Below are 14,863 nucleotides of genomic sequence, written 5' to 3' on the forward strand. Positions count from 1 at the left end.
CGTCTGCTCCGTCCACGGCGGATTCGACGACGCGGACCAGGAGCCGGACGGCCCCGCCGACGAAGCGCTCCGCGAGACCGCCGGGAGTGCGCGATGACCTTCCTCAAGGACAGCTGCAACCCCGGCCGGACCGACTGGGAACCGCCGCCTTCCTCGTGGTGGCCGGTGTGGCAGCCCCAGCTGTTGCCTCCCCCGGCGGCGTGGGTCCAGCGGCTGTGACGCCTGCCCATGGCGGTGGCGACGGGAAAGCCCTCCACGTCCGCTGCGATCCCGATCGCCTCGTCGAAGCGATCGACCAGGCCAACACGAGGGCTGTCACCCGCATCGTTCTTGCGAAGGGCTGTACCTACTCCATCGGCTCCGAACGCCAAGGCAACGCCTTGCCTGCAATGCTGCAGCGGATCACCATCGACGGGAACGGCGCCACCATCAAACGGGCGAGCACGGCCGGAAACTTCCGGATCATGGAGGTTGAGACCGGCGGAGCCCTCACTCTGCACCACCTGACTCTTACAGGCGGCCACGCCGCGCCCGGCTCAGGAGGCGGTGCAGTCCTGGTTCAGAAGGGTGGAAACCTGACTCTGGACAAGGTCACCCTCAAGGGCAACTCCGGCGGCGATGGATCGTCAGCGAACGGCGGCGCGATTGCGAACTCGGGAGTGACGCACATTGCACGCAGCCTGCTCGCGGACAACACTGCCTACGACGGCGGCGCCGTCTACAGCGATGCCTCCGGCGCGCTGACCGTAGTCGAATCCCGTCTCCTCCGGAACGTCGCCACCAACACGGGCGGCGCGTTGCACCTGCAGGGCCGATCCGTGGTCGAGGGCAGCGCCCTCAACAACAATCGGGCCAATGGCACCTCCGGTGGCGCGATCTACAACTTCGGCGGTGCGAACCTCGACGTGATCGGTTCCGTCGTAGATGGCAACCAAGCTGCAGACGACGGCGGCGGCATCATGAACAAGGGCGCCAGCATCCTGACGCTACGCCGCACCACTGTCAGCAACAACACCGCCCACGTGTTCGGCGGCGGGCTTTACATCGAGGGGAACGCGCTGCTGGAGGACTCGAAGGTGCAGAACAACACCGCCACGATCGCGGACGGTGGCGGCATTTACATCAACGTCGCCCAGGAGGTGGCTCTGCGTCGCTCACACGTCGACGGCAACCAAGCTCTGGCCGCGTCCCGCCGGGCCGGGGGCATTTTCATTGCGGATGGCTCCGTGGCGCTGACCGACACTGAGGTCAGGCGAAACACCTCACAGGCCGAGCCTGGCGGAATTTACAACCAAGGTCAGGTACGTACCTTCGGTGACCTCGTCGTCTCCGCGAACGCTCCCGCCAACTGCCGGGGAAGTCAGAACCCGGTCCCCGGCTGCGTGGACTGACGCCTCACGGCACCAGAATCTGCAGGCCGGGGACTGTCGATCGTTCGGGGGCACTGTCACGTCGTCGGTGGCGGTGGCGGTGGCGGTGGCGGTGGCGGTGGCGGTGGCGGTGGCGGTGGGATGATCTTCGGGTTGTCGGTCTGGGAGGGGTCTGATCGTGTCGTCGAGCACGCCGTCGTATGCGAATCACCGTTACCCGGCCGAGGTCATCTCTCACTGTGTGTGGCTGTACTTCCGCTTCCCGCTCTTTTTCCGTGAGGTCGAAATGCCAGACCATTGGTCTCGTCGACGGAGTACGTTCGGGCGTCCGGGGTGCGGCCCTGGCCACCAGGGCCGCGACGGGGGCCGCACCCCGACAGAGCGGACCGCGCGGCGGCCTGAGTCAAGTCCCTCGTGCGGGTGGACCCGGGGCCGGCGGCGAACCAGCCCGGTCCCAGCACCGTCGCAGAGCTCGTGAAATCGATCGGCGAGCAGCACATCGCGGAGCCCGGCCTGGTGGTCCTGGACATCACCGGCGGGGATGAAGACACCGTCCGGGCCGTCATGGCCGCGCTGGAAGAGCGCTGGGCCACATCAGGCGTCGGCTCGGTGCGCCGGGATTCCGGCGAGCCCGCTGTCCGGGCCCGGGTCTACGCCAACGTCCTACGCCCGGGACGGGAAGCCCCATAGCCACAGGCCCTGGGCAAGCCCTCTTCGAGGAGGGCTTGCCCAGGGTCGCCTTGGGCTTGCCCAGGTGCTCAGGCTTGCCCGGCCGCCGGCACCCACAGGGGGTGCGCACGGCCGGTGCCGTGGCAGTGGGAGCACCGGCCGCCGCCGGGCGTGCTGTGCGCGTCGATGGTGGTGACGGCGTCGCGCAGGAGGTGGGTGAGGCCGTCCACGTGGTCGGTATGGAGGGCGCGCTGGTGGCGCTTGCCGAGCAGGATCTCCAGCGCGGTGCCCGGCGCGGCGGCGCCCAGTTCGTAGGTGATGCCGCGGGTGACCGTGGTGATCAGATCGTGGACGTGGCCCATCGTCTCCCCGCCGGACAGCTCCACTCGCGCGGTGAAGGCGATGTCGCCGGGCCGGGTGAGGGAGAGCAGCGCGCCAGGGCGCTCGAAGGGGGCGAGGCGCCCGACGGGTTCGCAGTGGTCTGGCGCAGAGCGGCGAGGGCGTGCCACATGTCCCCCGCATCGCTGGGCGCGGGCTCAGGGTTGTTCTACTGGTTTCGCCGCATGGGTCAGGTGTACGACCGGCGAGGTGGCGTCGGCCGGCTCCGTGCATCAGCGTTCCGGAGGGTGACGCCACGAATTCGGAAGCCGTCCCACCACGTGATCCGGCCGCTGGGCAAGGCCCCAGTGCCGAGGGCTTGCCCAGCAGAACCCGTGACCGATCGGCCAGCCTCTTCTAAGTAGTACAGCAGTGCGCCGGTCCACTGAGGGGAGTGTTCCTGACGCCCCACGCTCCGCCGTACAGGTGGATCTGGAAGTGGCCGTATTGACCTCTCTGGTGGGATCGAAGCCCGGCGAACGCAGCCGGGCACATCCCCTCAGGAGGGCAGTTCGTGTCTCACGGCCAGCACCACCAAGCCCGGCTGATCTGTGCGCCGGCAGCAGCCACCCTCGGCACCGAAAGTCATCTCTCCGGGGACCGGCATCTGTCATCGCGTGGGCCCGGACAGGTCTTCATGATGGGCGACAACCCCAGGCTGCCCGTGATGCCTGCAGAGCCGACTCTGGCCGACTTCTTCCAACTCAGGCTCATGCTCGATCCATTCACTACCCGGCACATGCTGCAAAGCGCCCGCCGCGCCCGCCTGCAGGGCATGGACGACAAGGTCGTGCTGGCCTGCCTGCTCCACGACATCTCCGTAGCCGGCCTGCTGCGCAGCCAGCACGGACACTGGGGCGCGCAACTCGTTGAGCCGTACGTGGATCCGGAGGTGGCCTGGGCGATCCGCCAGCACGAGATCCTGCGCTACTTCCCCGACGAAAGCGTCGGCTACGGCTATCCCGAGGCGTACGACGACTTCTTCGGCATCGAGTACCAGCCCCCCGCCCATACCCAGGCCGCCTTCCTCGCCGCCCGCAAGCACCGCTGGTACATGTCCGCGCGGATCGTCACCATCAACGACGTCTACACCTTCGACCCCGCCGAGGACGTCGACTTCCAAGAGTTCGAAGACATCGTCGGCCGCCACTTCCGCCAGCCCGCTGACGGCCTCGGGTTCGACGACTCCCCCGTCGCACACATGTGGCGCACCATGATCTGGCCCAACAACTTCCTTTAACCCGGCCGCATCCCACAGGTGTACCCGAGCCCGCCAGCATCGCGGTGGCGGGGTCTGTACGGTCAGCGCAGGCGCAGGCGCAGGCTGTTGGCGTACGCCTGACCGAACTTGAGACACCACCGCCGGATCGTCTCGTGGGAGACGGTCACGCCCCGCTCGAGCATCATCTCCTCGACCTCACGGAAGGAGAGCGGGAAGCGGAAGTACAGCCACACACCGTGGGAAATAATCTCTACGGGATAGCGGTGGTTCTTGTACGACGGCGACGCAGACGACACGGACCCCACCCCTCCCAGGGCTGATTCATGTCGTGTTGATCATGCTGCGGTGCAGGTCAGGGGTACTCCGAAGAGGGTCGATGGGGTGGGTGAAGGGTGTGTAGGAGACCTCTCGGAGTCGGGCGGCGATGTTGTGGTGGCCGGCATCGCGGAGGGTGTTGATCGCGAGGTTCCGGAGTGTGGCCATGTTCTCGGGTCCGTGGCCGGTGCGGATCTTGGAGGCGTCCTCAGCGAAGGTGGTGTCCCGGACGTGGTGGATGGCCTCGATTCCCCATAGCGTTCTGGCGATTCGGCCGATGAGCTGGGGTGATGCCTCGAGCGATGTCATGTCGGTGATGGCGTGGACCGTTTGGCGGGTGACACGGCCGGTCTTCAGGTCGGTGCGGTGCCGCAGGATCTTCACCGCCTGGACGACGTGGGGGAAGTCCAGGCCGAGGCCGGTGACGGTGAGGGTGCGTATCGAGCGGGCCTCGCGTCGGCCGTGCCCGCGCTCGCGGTCGTAGCGGCGAGCGGTCACTTCCTTCCACGGCAGGGCCTTGATGGCCGCGTGGAGGTTCGGCTGGTTGCCCTTGACGACCATCAGATAGTGCGCCTTCTTCACCTCGACCAGCTATTTCGCGTGTTCGCGCTGGGTGTGGAGGGCGCTGGCCGTGACCACCGTGGCGGTCAGGTCGAACGGGGCGAGCAGGGCGGTGAAGCCGGTGATCTCGTTGGTTTTGTCCGGCACTCTCAGCTGGCTGACGGTGCGGCCGGCGGCCGTGACCGCGGACAGCAGGGGGCGGCCGCGGCGGTATCGGTGCGTGAACCGCGGGCACTCTTGCCATCGACCGAGACGGACTCCGTGCCGGTAGGGCTGTGTCCGAGGAGGTCGGCAAGGCCGCCGGGACACACCAGAACCAGCACCCGGCGCACAGTCGAAGGGGAGACCGGACGGCGCACGCCGAGGGGGCTGCGCGGACGAAACCCCAGGCGGGCGAGGGTGTCCTGGGGAGCGCGACGGGCCCACTGCCCGATCGCGGCGTAGGAGCGGGCGCCGGCCAGGACCGCGCACGCGGCGGTCATTAACACCGATACGAGGGTATGGCGGCGGCCGCGCCGATCACGCGGATCGGGCAGGGCACTCAGCCGAACGTTCATGTCGGGAAGTTCACGCTGCCGACGCGAGGGCGACTTGATCAGACAGACGCCGGCAGACTGGCGGCACATCGAGGCTCCGATGATCAGGCGACGTGAAGGTCACCTTGATCATCGGAGCCTCGGGGCACGCCCCAATGCCGTACTGAAGGTTCGTCACACCCCTGTGACCAGCACGTTCTCCAGGCCATCAGGACTATGAATCAGCCCTGGGGCCTCACCGGCCCTGCCCGGCGCTGTCCACGACATCCGCGCAGCCTGCGACCACGACATCATCGACGCCCTCGCACAGGCCGGCATGCGGTGCTGGGCCGACAAGGGCTACCGAGGAGCCGGCGACCCGGTCCGCATCCCGTGCCGGGGACGATGGGAGACCCTCTCCGCAGGCCAGCATGCGGTGAACCGGTCCCACGCGAAGATCCGGGCCCTCGTCGAGCCGGCCGTCGCCACCCTCAAAGCCTGGCGGCTCCTCCGCAAACTGCGATGCTCGACCACCCGCATCACCAGCATCGTCCAGGCCGCTCTCACCCTCCATCTGGCCAACTCAGAACGATGATGGAAAAGGCTCCCTGGCTCAAATCAAGCGGTGGGATGTAATTCCAGTGGTTCCGCAAAGGTTCGGATTGGAGAGTTCGGCGGCGGTGAGCTTCCGTTCGGTCCAGATGATGCTCGCCTGAGTTTCGAGCGCGCGCTTAGCCGTGTAGGGGATGTGCAGTATCATCCCATGTATGTCCACGGTAGCCGTTCCATGGACCGTCTCGATCTTCGGGCCGTAGTACATCATGCCCAGGGATTTCGGGGACACCTGCTGCGCTGTATTGACTCTGAATGTTGTGGAGTTTGTCCAGGCCAGCCCCCAGCTCTGCATGTAAGACGCCTCAAAAGTCCCCTTGAACACCAGGAAGTTGACATCTGAGCCGAATGTGAAGGTCAGCTCACCCCCAGTCGATACGGTGGATTCTTCGGTCTTTTCCCACTCGACGGACATTTGCTGAGGTATGTCGGTGCAGTTTGCGTTGCTCACTGCGATGCTTCTGTTCGGTGTGTCCACTGTCGAACTCTCGACATTGTTGGTGCATCGCGTCGCCGTCTTGTTGTCACAGGCCAGCAGGGCCTCCTTATCCGTTGGGCGGTACTTCCACCTTACCGAGCTGATGGAATCACGGAACGGGTTCCCGCCGATGAAGCCGTCCAATTCCTTCGCGCTCATTTTGTTCGTCCACGGCAGCAAGCCACCCTTGGAAGAGGGAAATTTCGGCTCTGTGTAGTGTTGTGCTACGCACTGTCCGAACGTGACAAAGGAGTTTATCCTGTTGTCCCAGTTGCTGTCGGCACCTCTCGAGACAGACCTCAAATCGGCGAGCTCGAATCCCTGGGAAATGCTGCAGGGTCCTGTGGAGGAGGCGAAGCTGACCGAACCGCCGTCGTAGTTGACTCCGTCGTAGGCGGTCTCAATGATGATCTTTGTCGGAGCGGTGGCCTGGAGGCCTGAGCCAGCAGTCGAGTGCGGTCTGTTGTCGGCGTTCCCGCTCTCCGGCGTCGCCGCCACAGCAGATTTGCTCAGGCTCTCCATTTTCGCGCGGAACGAGTCGCTGGACAGAGCGGTGCGGGCATCGGCGGGCGCATCACTGACGGCTCCGCCCGTCACCGTGGCTACCAGCTCACGGTACGTCCCAAAGCAGCTGGCCTTTCCCGTGTCTATATCCACCACGCAGTTGCGCTTGGTGCCCATCTGCTGGGATGCCTCCGCTGGCAACGTCAGACATGCCGTGCCAGCCAAGGCCACTGCCGCCACAAACCAGGTCCTGGCTGCTAACCGAACTTGCGGTTCCAAGTCGTTCTCCTCGCTGGGACGTTCTTCGGAATGCACATCCCAGTTGCGTCGCTGCGCTCCTTGTGCCTGAGCCAGCGACATCTTCCGGGTTGATGAGGCAACCCTCTCACCCCCTGGCCCAGAAAGAAGTTGACAGGGTGTGAGGCAATCCCCATTAAATCGCGTCATGATGTCTCCCCTGGTTGTGGGAGCCAGAAGTACTAGCCTCAATCTCTGGTGACGGTCCGTCGGCTTCTTCGGCGGGCCGTTTCGGTTGTTCAAGTCGGTGGCGGGCACGTTGATGGCCCGGCTGTCGCGTCGGGTGGGCGCCGGGTGCCACGGCTCCGGTTGGGGTGATGCGGCTCGCAGGGACAGAACGGGCACTGAGCCTTTGCCATCATCGTTCTGGGTACTGTCATGTGATCGAGGGCGTGATCGTTTGATGGCGCGTCAGGGCGTGGTGACGTGCCAGCGGTCTGCTGTTCAGGCCGTCATGGGCAGGTCTGCGCACCGGTGATCTGGTTCCAGATGGTGAAGCGGACCCTCATTTCGAAGCGGTACCGGCCGGCCGTCATCAGGTGCCGGTGGGGCCGGAAGTGCGGTGAGATCCCGGTGAACGCCGACAGGAACCGCTGGGCTCCGCCGACGCTGCGGAAGCCTTTCATCGCGCGTTCGCGCTGCCTGGTGGGCTGGTGGGAGTTCTCCGCCCGGTTGTTCAATCCCTTGTGGGAGCGGTGCTCGACCGAAGGCATCACCTCACGGTGTGCAGCCCCGTAGGACCGGAGCTTGTCCGTGACGACCACCCGGAGCACCTGACAGGTCGCGGTCAGGAGCCGGCGGAAGAAGCGCCTGGCTGCAGCCTTGTCGAGCCGGTTCTGGACCAGGATGTCGAGGACGTTGCCGTCGGCGTCGACGGCACGCCACAAGTACTTCTGCACCCCGCGGATCTTGATGAAGACCTCGTCCAGGTGCCATTTGTCGCCTGGCTGCGGGAGCCGTCGGCGCAGGCTGTTTGCATAGGCCTGACCGAACTTCAGACACCACCGACGGATCGTCTTGTGGGAGACGATCACGCCCCGCTCGAGCACGTTGAGCCCGGGGCGGCACTTACGAGGGATCGGGTTCTCAATCAGCCACTCAGCCCCACCACCTCGTACACCCCGGCCCCGGCCGCGCTGCCCGACCTCCTCGTCTCGGTGCCGCAGTACCGGGAAATGTGGGCGGCCGTGTGGGCCCACCACGCGTCCGGGGACCTGCCCGCCGCGGTCGCCGCCGCCTACAAGCTGGAGACTTCCCTCGTGGGCTGGTTCGGGGCGGGAGACGCCTCGCTCACCGTGCTCACAGCCCGCGCCTGGCTCACCCTCTGCCAGCGCACCGACTGGCAGGGGACCACGGAGCTCCTCATCACGACCGCGCTGCGCTGCCAGGCTGCCCGGCACCGCCCCGAGGCCGACACCGTACGTGCGGCCCGCAACGCACATGCCTGCTGGCGCCTGCTCCGGGGAGAGGACCTGGAGGCAGCCGCCGGTCTGACTCCCTGGCGGCCATGCTCGCGATCCTCGGTGAGGACGAGCGCCGCGATGACGTCCTGGAGCGGACCGAAGCCGTGCACGCGACCGGCTGAGCGAGGTGCTGCCGGACATGTGGAGGAGGGGTACCCTGTCGAGCCGCACCCTCCGACTGGAACTGCCAGAAACAGCTCCGCCCGCGCGGGCAGAGGGGCGACTCCAGGGCCTGGAATTGCCGCTCCCCGTATCTTGGTTCTCGCTAACGTGGCGTGATGACAACGCCCCCTTCAATGGGTCTCCTGAGGCTCGCTTTCGACGGCTTCCATCAAGCCCGAGCCCGGCTGGGCGAGTACCTGTCCGCCCACGACACCGGCGCGCATGCGGTCGCAATCCCCGCCGCTGAGACCATCTACTGGGCGTGCGTTCTCGACGAGCAGCTGACCTCCAACGGCGGCTACAAGACCGTACGCGGGAGGGCCATAGGGGACGTGATGCGCGGGGCGCGGTGGGTACGCAACCGCGCGACCCACGCGCTGCCCCTCACGGTCGAGCGAACCGGCGGCCTCAGCCTCCCGCTTCAGGTGCCAATCACCATCGAGCCCGTAGTCGTGCGCTGGCTTCGAGCCGACCGGCTGCCTCCCGAGCCTCCGGAATATGTCGACGCCGCCGGGCGGACGGCCTACGACAAGACCTTCGCCGACCGGCCCGTGAACGACCCCGTCGAAGACCTCGCGCAGTGGTTCGCGAACGAGCACGGCCGGCGCGGCTCACGCCTGCGCGGAATGTAGTGGCGGGCCTTGCCCAACCGATTGTGTTGGGCTCCCTGCCCCCGCGACGGCTCCCCCGTTTCTGTTGGCCGGAGTCCGGCAATCGGAGCCGAAGATCCAGGGCAGCGGCATAGCATCCGGTGCGCGGGACGACGTCCTGGAATCCGCCATGCCGCTGCTCCCGCACCGAGGGGGAAGCTGTGCAGTTCATCGTTCAGCCCCACGGCCAACCCGTGTACACAGGTCGCCACTTGCTCCGTGAAGGTCACCTTCGGGCACGTCGTGTTCTCGCAGTACAGACGGCGTACGGACAGGTCGATGAGCAGAGGCCGGCCCGCGAGCGTGACGTCGAAGCTCGACACCGAGATGCGGGACAAGCCATCCATGGGCCGAGCCTATGCGCGACGAGCGTGGCCGAGCGGGGTGGGGCTCCGAAGAACGGCGGGTCAGCCCGTACTCACCACCACAGGACGATGTACCCGGCGCCGCCTCTGCTGCCGGCGTCGCCTCCCTGGTCTCCGCCGCTCCCGCCGTCGCCGCCGGTGGCCCGGCCCGGTGGTAGGGCGATGATGCCTTGCGGGGCGGGTGCGCCGCCTTGTCCGCCGGGGCCTCCCGAAATCTCGGTGCCCGACTGGCCGTCTCCGCCGGTGGGGCCGGTGCGGGTCACCCCGTCGCCTTGGCACATCGCCCCACCGCCGGTGCCCCCGTCACCCGCGGTGGGGGGAGTTCCTGGTGCGCCCGGCTGCCCGCCCTCAGCGTCCACGAGGGCGGTGGCATCGGGCGCAGTCAGCGTGGTGTCCCCGCCCTCGTCACCGCCATCGCCCGACTCTCCGGCAGCGCCGGCTCCGCCGCCGCTGCCGCCGCCCCCCACGCCGACCGTGTAGATGCTGCCCGGGCTGACCGGCACGACGCACCAGGCCAGACCGCCGGCGCCGCCTCCGCCCGCGCCGGCCCCGGGCCTGATGTCGCCCATGGTGACAGCGCCCGCCCCGCCGCCGCCCCCGCCACCGGCCCCCCATGCCTGGACATGGACGGAGGTGACGCCCGCGGGCGGGACGAACGTACCGTCAGCGAGGAACGCACGCAGTCCGTGGGGCCCGGCGGGCCCCGGCGGGCCGGCGGGCCCCATCGGACCGATGGGCCCGGGAGGCCCGGGAGGCCCGGGAGGCCCGGCTGGGCCGGTCGGCCCCTTCTTGCACGGTTGGTGGGCAGACGTCCCGGCCGGTCCGAAGGCACCTTCCCGGTCAGGCCGGTTCTTGCCCTTCTCACATGTGTCACCGACAGACGCACCCACCGCGGTCACGCCCGCCGGGGCCGCCACGACGCGCGCCGTGGCAAGCGCCGGGTCGGCCAGCCATGAAAGGACGAGCACCGTGGACGCCATCGCGCCTCCGGCAACCCACCTCCCCCGCCTAGACGGCGGGCCCTGCACGGGGCCGCACCCGGACTCGACACTCATCTGGGGACTTCCTTCTCTGGGGTTCTACGGCACTCCAGTCAGAGCGAGCTTGACCCAGGACGGGGGGCACGCGACGGCACCGCCCCTGGACGCGCTCGTGATATCAACGCATTGGCGCATCGGACGAGCCGGCGGCCGTTGGCGTTGCCGGCCGGTACGAACCCACCCGCCCTCACTTTCGACCGCGGGCGATTCTTGCCCGGCCAGACCGCTGGTCAGCAGCTTGAACCGCGGATACGCGGCCCTCTCAATCGAGGTCGCCCGAGTACGTCTTCGATTCGCGCGGCGGTCGTTGTCGGTCAGGCGGGAGGTGACGCGCTCGACCTGGCCGCGCGGCGCGCCGTTGCTGGTGATGGTCCGGGTGAGCGGGGACCGGTCTTGAGCCGGCTTTGACGGGGGCGTCGAGGGCGTCGAGGGCGTCGAGGGCGTCGATCGCCCGGTACTGCCGGCTGTTCAGGTCCGTGGTGGTGATGGGTGATTTCGGCGAATGCGAGGGGCTATTCCTCCTCGTCGGCGTTGAAGTGTTGGACGCGCAGGATCAGCACGACGTCGTCGCGGTAGTCCTCCTGGTACCAGACGATGACGGGCCCCTCGGCGTGGGTCTTCACGCCGGACGCGGATTCGCGGATGTCGTAGGGGTGGCCGATGCGCCGTACCCCGACCGCGTCCGCGATCCGCTGGGCGACCGTCTCGGCCTCGGACCGCTGCGGCCCGCTCAGTGCGCCGGCGACGTGCTCGGCGTCCGGGAGGTACTCCCAAGTCCAGTCGCTCACGCGGCGGCGGCTTCCGCCTCGGCAAGGATGCGGCCGAGTTCGGCGGAAGCCGCCCGGCGTTCCGCACGGTCCTCGGAGTCGGCGGTGATGCGCTCGCACTCCCGGAAGCGGGTGGCGAGCTCGGGCCACCGCTCGACGGCCACCCACACCCACCAGTGCTCGGTGAAGGCGCGGGCGGGCATGAGGCTGTACTCGTCGCGGGTCTGGGCGGTGGCCGAGGTCCAGTGCTCGTCGAAGCGGGCGAGCGCCGTCTGGTCGAGCCGTGCGACGGCGGCGCGGAGCGCTGCGGGCGTCTTGGCCGGCATGTCGATCAGAGGGCCGGTGGGGTTGTGGGGTGCGGTGCTCATGCGGCCGCGCTCCCCTCGGCGGGCTGCTCGGTGAGGGTGGCGCGGTAGGCGGCGGCCAGGTTGGAGATGTGCTGCGGGGTGACGTCCAGGACGCGGGCGACGGCGGAGTTCCCGCCGCGTCCGTGGGTGACGGCGATGCGCCCCGCGGCTTCCGCGAGGGCTTCCCGGGCTTCGGTGATGGCGGTCTGCAGGCGGGCCAGCTCGCACTGTTCGGCGGCGGTGAGCTCGGCCTGCCGGGCTCGGGTGCGGGGTGTGTCGCTCATGGGGGGAGTGTGCACCCTAAAACGACTTAATTGCAATCTCTATTGCAATTAGGGGATCAGTTGCAAGATCATTTCTTGCAATACGTTCGACGTTCCGGGTGCGGGTCGCCGAGTTCACCTCGTCGGCTACCGTCGCGCAACTCGGCGGGCTCGCTCCTTGCCGGTGCGTCGCCGTCCTTGGGGTCTGCGATTGAATAGGAGCAAGATCCCCCCATCGTTCCCTCACATCGCTGGCACCGGTGGTTCCCGCCCTGCCCGGGGCCCGCCACCGCTCCGGCCCGTCCGGCTCCTCCGCCCGCGCGGCCATCACCGCCTTCCTCTCCTCCCTCCCCGGCGAGTCCACCCGCTCCCCGCGCCGCACCTACCTCCAGGAGTACACCGCCCACCTCGCCACCACCCACGACTGCCGCGAAGCAGACCTCACCCTCGCCGACCTCCTCGACCCCGCCCCCGCCTGCGCCTGGCTCGACGCCGCCGCCCGCGGCGAAACCCGCAGGCGCAACAGCCTGCGCGGACCCGCCGCCCCCGCCTCCGCCAACTCCATGGCCGCCCGCACCAGCACCCTCAACACCTTCTCCGCACACACCGGCCACCCCCTCACCCTCACCGTCCCCAAACCCGAATTCGCCCCCCCTCAGCCCCACCGAAGCCCACGCACCCTCGAAGCCGCCCACCGCCGCCTGGTCACCCTCGCCCTCGGCACCCCCCTCCTCCTCGAACAGTTCTGCCCCGCAGACACCAACGACGCCTGAACACACACGAGGGCGAGGGAGCCCAGCCCCCTCCTCGAGAACGACCGGGTCCTCGATCCGATCCTCGTCGCGGCGAAGCTACGGCGAGCGGCCGACTGCCGGCCCTGCAAACGCAGACGGCGCCTACTCGCTCTTGACGCCGGCCAGGACGTCGAGCCGGCTTGCGCGGCGGGCGGGCGTCGCTGCGGCGCCGAGGCCGACCAGGGCGGCCGCGGCGAGGAACAGTGCCAGCTTTCCCCACGGGATGACGAGTTCCATGGCGGCGGCCTGGGTGATCGCCCAGCCGAGGAACACTCCCATGCCGACGCCGAGTACCGATCCGAGGACGGATATGACCAGGGCTTCGATCCGGATGGTCTGTCCGACTCCGGTGCGGTCCATGCCGAGGGCACGGAGCAGGCCGATCTCGCGGCGGCGTTCGAAGACGGAGATGGTCAGGGTGTTGACCACTCCGACGACCGCGATGACGAGGGTCATCACGAACATCCCGGTCAGGATTTCGATGATCGGACCGGAGGTGCCGCCGTTGCCCTTGCCGTCGATGTCGTGCTGGAGCGAGGTGGCGAAGACGGCCATGCCGCTGACCATCGTGACGCCGATGCTGACCGCGGAAGCGGTAGCGCCGGTACGCCGCGGGTTCTGTACCGCGTTGCCGCAGGCCAACGGTCCGGTCACCGGGAGGAAGCGTTGCAGCGGCTTGCGGGCGAGGCCGATGACCGGGCGGGAGAGGAGGGGAGTCAGGACGATCATGCCGAGCAGCGTGAGGACGGCTCCGCCGGTGATCACCCGGCCCCCTGCCGCATTGCCGATGCCTGCCCCGACGGTGACGATGCCCGCTCCGACGGCGGCGAGCACTGCGCCGAGGATGTTGCGGATGGCGAGGCTCTTGGGTGTCGGCGGGGTGTGGATGCTGCTCATGGCGGCGACGGGGGCGATTTTGGCGGCGCGACGGGCCGGCAGCCACGCGGCCAGGACGGTGACGAGGATGCCGGTGCCAAGGGACAGCAGCACGGTGCCGGGTGTGACGATCAGAGGTCCGGCCGGCATGTCGGCGCCTGCGGCGCTGATGCCCGCCCTGATGAGCACGGACAGGCCGATGCCCAGGGGCACACCGCACAGGGAGGCTGCCGTGCCGACGAGGAGGGCTTCGGTCAGGACCGAGCCCTTGACCTGGCGGCGGGTGGCGCCGACGGCGCGGAACAGGGCGAGTTCGCGGGTGCGCTGACCGACCAGCATGGTGAAGGTGTTGGCGATGATGAACGTACTGACGAACAGGGCCAACCCCGCGCAGGCCAGCAGGATGTTCGTCAGCGGTTTGATGTTCTCCTCCGCCTGCGCCGTCTTCCCGGCCACTACGGAGGAACCGGTCTGCACCGTGGCGGCGCCGTCCTGGGCGATGAGCGGTTGGACCTGGGCCAGGAGCTGCTGGTCGGAGATGTCGGGCGTTGCCGTGAGGTCGATCTGGGAGTAGCGGCCCGGGCTCAGAAGGAGGCGCTGTGCGGCGTCGGTGCTGAAGAGCAGTGCCGGTCCCGTGGTGCGGCCGGCGGCGAGTGCGTAGAGGCCGACCAGTTTCTGGGGTCCGGCCTGGGCGGCGCCGACCGTGACCGGCACGGTGTCGCCGAGGCGGTACCCGGCCGCTGTGGCGGCCGTGCGGGTCATGGCCGTCTCACCTGACCGGGCGGGAGGGCGTCCCTCCACCATGCGATAGGCGGGGTCGCTGCCGTCCTTCCCCGGACTGTAGTTGCCGGCTGCCGAGTACAGATGCCGGCCGTTCTTGCCGTCAACGGCGACGTGACCGGATACGGAAGCCCGGGCAGAGGCGACTCCCGGCAGGGTTTCGGTACGGCGCAGGAGTGCCCGGCCGAGACCGGCATCGGCGCCGGCCGGCCGGTTGGTGCTGATCACCACCGAGGCGTCGCCGGCACTCTTGTCCACCGCGGCGCGTTCGGCGTTCACGGCGGTGTCGCCGAAGACGAGCACGCCCGAGACGAACGCGACGCCGAGGAGAACGGACAGGGCTGTCAACGTCAGGCGGGCTCGCTGGGCGAGCACGGTGCGCAGGGCGGTGCGGAACATGCGGAAGTCCTTGATGTCGGTGCGTGCGGCCTGGGT

Annotated in this window: 15 protein-coding genes and 4 pseudogenes; 8 read left to right on the forward strand and 11 right to left on the reverse strand. The window is 68.4% G+C overall.

Annotated elements, in window-relative coordinates:
- Positions 1-93: 93 nt before the first annotated feature.
- The 4 genes and pseudogenes from ACTVZO_RS41770 (at position 94) to ACTVZO_RS41785 (ending at position 2,060) form a co-directional block, all read left to right on the forward strand.
- Positions 94-219, forward strand: coding sequence for a hypothetical protein (locus ACTVZO_RS41770; protein WP_443303834.1), 126 nt, complete (start codon positions 94-96; stop codon positions 217-219).
- Entirely contained in the window at positions 216-1,391 is a 1,176-nt protein-coding gene (locus ACTVZO_RS41775) for a right-handed parallel beta-helix repeat-containing protein (protein ID WP_443303835.1), read from the forward strand. The genes ACTVZO_RS41770 and ACTVZO_RS41775 overlap by 4 nt, the downstream gene beginning before the upstream one ends.
- 157 nt (positions 1,392-1,548) lie before the next feature.
- Positions 1,549-1,656, forward strand: a pseudogene (locus ACTVZO_RS41780) (IS6 family transposase); the annotation flags it as partial.
- Between the two features lie 188 nt (positions 1,657-1,844).
- Complete coding sequence (locus ACTVZO_RS41785; protein ID WP_443303836.1) at positions 1,845-2,060, forward strand: DUF6207 family protein; 216 nt, start codon at positions 1,845-1,847, stop codon at positions 2,058-2,060.
- Positions 2,061-2,128: 68 nt separating this feature from the next.
- Here the strand turns inward: ACTVZO_RS41785 and ACTVZO_RS41790 are convergent, their stop codons facing one another.
- A complete protein-coding gene (locus ACTVZO_RS41790) occupies positions 2,129-2,548 on the reverse strand; it encodes a hypothetical protein (protein ID WP_443303837.1) in 420 nt (139 codons plus the stop codon).
- A gap of 608 nt (positions 2,549-3,156) precedes the next feature.
- On the opposite strand from ACTVZO_RS41790, the gene ACTVZO_RS41795 reads away from it, so the two are divergent.
- Positions 3,157-3,657, forward strand: a complete 501-nt coding sequence (locus ACTVZO_RS41795) for a hypothetical protein (RefSeq protein WP_443303838.1) — start codon at positions 3,157-3,159, stop codon at positions 3,655-3,657.
- A gap of 80 nt (positions 3,658-3,737) precedes the next feature.
- On the opposite strand, the pseudogene ACTVZO_RS41800 reads toward ACTVZO_RS41795, so the two are convergent.
- The 3 genes and pseudogenes from ACTVZO_RS41800 to ACTVZO_RS41810 form a co-directional block, all read right to left on the reverse strand.
- Positions 3,738-3,935: pseudogene (locus ACTVZO_RS41800) on the reverse strand (IS6 family transposase); the annotation flags it as partial.
- Between the two features lie 25 nt (positions 3,936-3,960).
- Positions 3,961-4,536 (reverse strand): ISAs1 family transposase, encoded by a 576-nt coding sequence (locus ACTVZO_RS41805; RefSeq protein ID WP_443303839.1) that lies wholly within the window; start codon positions 4,534-4,536, stop codon positions 3,961-3,963.
- Positions 4,537-4,664: 128 nt separating this feature from the next.
- Positions 4,665-5,141, reverse strand: a complete 477-nt coding sequence (locus ACTVZO_RS41810) for a transposase family protein (protein WP_443303840.1) — start codon at positions 5,139-5,141, stop codon at positions 4,665-4,667.
- A 142-nt stretch (positions 5,142-5,283) separates the two neighbouring features.
- On the opposite strand from ACTVZO_RS41810, the pseudogene ACTVZO_RS41815 reads away from it, so the two are divergent.
- A pseudogene (locus ACTVZO_RS41815) lies at positions 5,284-5,625 on the forward strand (transposase family protein); the annotation flags it as partial.
- Positions 5,626-5,643: 18 nt separating this feature from the next.
- Here the strand turns inward: ACTVZO_RS41815 and ACTVZO_RS41820 are convergent.
- Positions 5,644-6,801: a hypothetical protein gene (locus ACTVZO_RS41820; RefSeq protein ID WP_443303841.1), complete on the reverse strand. Its 1,158-nt coding sequence runs from the start codon at positions 6,799-6,801 to the stop codon at positions 5,644-5,646.
- Positions 6,802-7,373: 572 nt separating this feature from the next.
- A pseudogene (locus ACTVZO_RS41825) lies at positions 7,374-7,970 on the reverse strand (IS6 family transposase); the annotation flags it as partial.
- A 710-nt stretch (positions 7,971-8,680) separates the two neighbouring features.
- On the opposite strand from ACTVZO_RS41825, the gene ACTVZO_RS41830 reads away from it, so the two are divergent.
- Positions 8,681-9,178 (forward strand): hypothetical protein, encoded by a 498-nt coding sequence (locus ACTVZO_RS41830; RefSeq protein ID WP_443303842.1) that lies wholly within the window; start codon positions 8,681-8,683, stop codon positions 9,176-9,178.
- Between the two features lie 436 nt (positions 9,179-9,614).
- On the opposite strand, the gene ACTVZO_RS41835 is transcribed toward ACTVZO_RS41830, so the two are convergent.
- The 4 genes from ACTVZO_RS41835 to ACTVZO_RS41850 form a co-directional block, all read right to left on the reverse strand.
- Complete coding sequence (locus ACTVZO_RS41835; RefSeq protein ID WP_443303843.1) at positions 9,615-10,286, reverse strand: glycine-rich domain-containing protein; 672 nt, start codon at positions 10,284-10,286, stop codon at positions 9,615-9,617.
- Between the two features lie 827 nt (positions 10,287-11,113).
- Positions 11,114-11,389 carry a hypothetical protein gene (locus ACTVZO_RS41840; protein ID WP_443303844.1) on the reverse strand — a complete coding sequence of 92 codons (276 nt, stop codon included), beginning with the start codon at positions 11,387-11,389 and terminating at the stop codon, positions 11,114-11,116.
- Positions 11,386-11,736, reverse strand: a complete 351-nt coding sequence (locus ACTVZO_RS41845; RefSeq protein WP_443303845.1) for a DUF6247 family protein — start codon at positions 11,734-11,736, stop codon at positions 11,386-11,388. Before ACTVZO_RS41845 ends, ACTVZO_RS41840 begins: the two co-directional genes overlap by 4 nt.
- The gene (locus tag ACTVZO_RS41850) at positions 11,733-11,999 is read right to left on the reverse strand and encodes a hypothetical protein (RefSeq protein WP_443303846.1); all 267 of its coding nucleotides are present in this window, start codon (positions 11,997-11,999) and stop codon (positions 11,733-11,735) included. The genes ACTVZO_RS41845 and ACTVZO_RS41850 overlap by 4 nt, the downstream gene beginning before the upstream one ends.
- 239 nt (positions 12,000-12,238) lie before the next feature.
- Between ACTVZO_RS41850 and ACTVZO_RS41855 the strand changes: the two genes are divergently transcribed.
- A complete protein-coding gene (locus tag ACTVZO_RS41855; RefSeq protein ID WP_443303847.1) occupies positions 12,239-12,751 on the forward strand; it encodes a hypothetical protein in 513 nt (170 codons plus the stop codon).
- Positions 12,752-12,874: 123 nt separating this feature from the next.
- Here the strand turns inward: ACTVZO_RS41855 and ACTVZO_RS41860 are convergent, their stop codons facing one another.
- On the reverse strand, positions 12,875-14,827 hold the full coding sequence (locus ACTVZO_RS41860) for an FtsX-like permease family protein (protein ID WP_443303848.1): 1,953 nt from the start codon (positions 14,825-14,827) through the stop codon (positions 12,875-12,877).
- Between the last annotated feature and the right edge of the window lie 36 nt (positions 14,828-14,863).

The organism is Streptomyces sp. IBSNAI002, assembly GCF_052244475.1.
Classification (GTDB): domain Bacteria; phylum Actinomycetota; class Actinomycetes; order Streptomycetales; family Streptomycetaceae; genus Streptomyces.

Excerpts from the sequence above, each read along its gene's own strand:
- ACTVZO_RS41770 (WP_443303834.1), top strand. The coding sequence starts at position 94 with ATGACCTTCCTCAAGGACAGCTGCAACCCCGGCCGGACCGACTGGGAA.
- ACTVZO_RS41795 (WP_443303838.1), top strand. The coding sequence starts at position 3,157 with ATGCTGCAAAGCGCCCGCCGCGCCCGCCTGCAGGGCATGGACGACAAG.
- ACTVZO_RS41810 (WP_443303840.1), bottom strand. The coding sequence starts at position 5,141 with ATGTGCCGCCAGTCTGCCGGCGTCTGTCTGATCAAGTCGCCCTCGCGT.
- ACTVZO_RS41820 (WP_443303841.1), bottom strand. The coding sequence starts at position 6,801 with ATGGGCACCAAGCGCAACTGCGTGGTGGATATAGACACGGGAAAGGCC.
- ACTVZO_RS41830 (WP_443303842.1), top strand. The coding sequence starts at position 8,681 with ATGGGTCTCCTGAGGCTCGCTTTCGACGGCTTCCATCAAGCCCGAGCC.
- ACTVZO_RS41835 (WP_443303843.1), bottom strand. The coding sequence starts at position 10,286 with ATGGGGCCCGCCGGCCCGCCGGGGCCCGCCGGGCCCCACGGACTGCGT.
- ACTVZO_RS41845 (WP_443303845.1), bottom strand. The coding sequence starts at position 11,736 with ATGAGCACCGCACCCCACAACCCCACCGGCCCTCTGATCGACATGCCG.
- ACTVZO_RS41850 (WP_443303846.1), bottom strand. The coding sequence starts at position 11,999 with ATGAGCGACACACCCCGCACCCGAGCCCGGCAGGCCGAGCTCACCGCC.
- ACTVZO_RS41860 (WP_443303848.1), bottom strand. The coding sequence starts at position 14,827 with ATGTTCCGCACCGCCCTGCGCACCGTGCTCGCCCAGCGAGCCCGCCTG.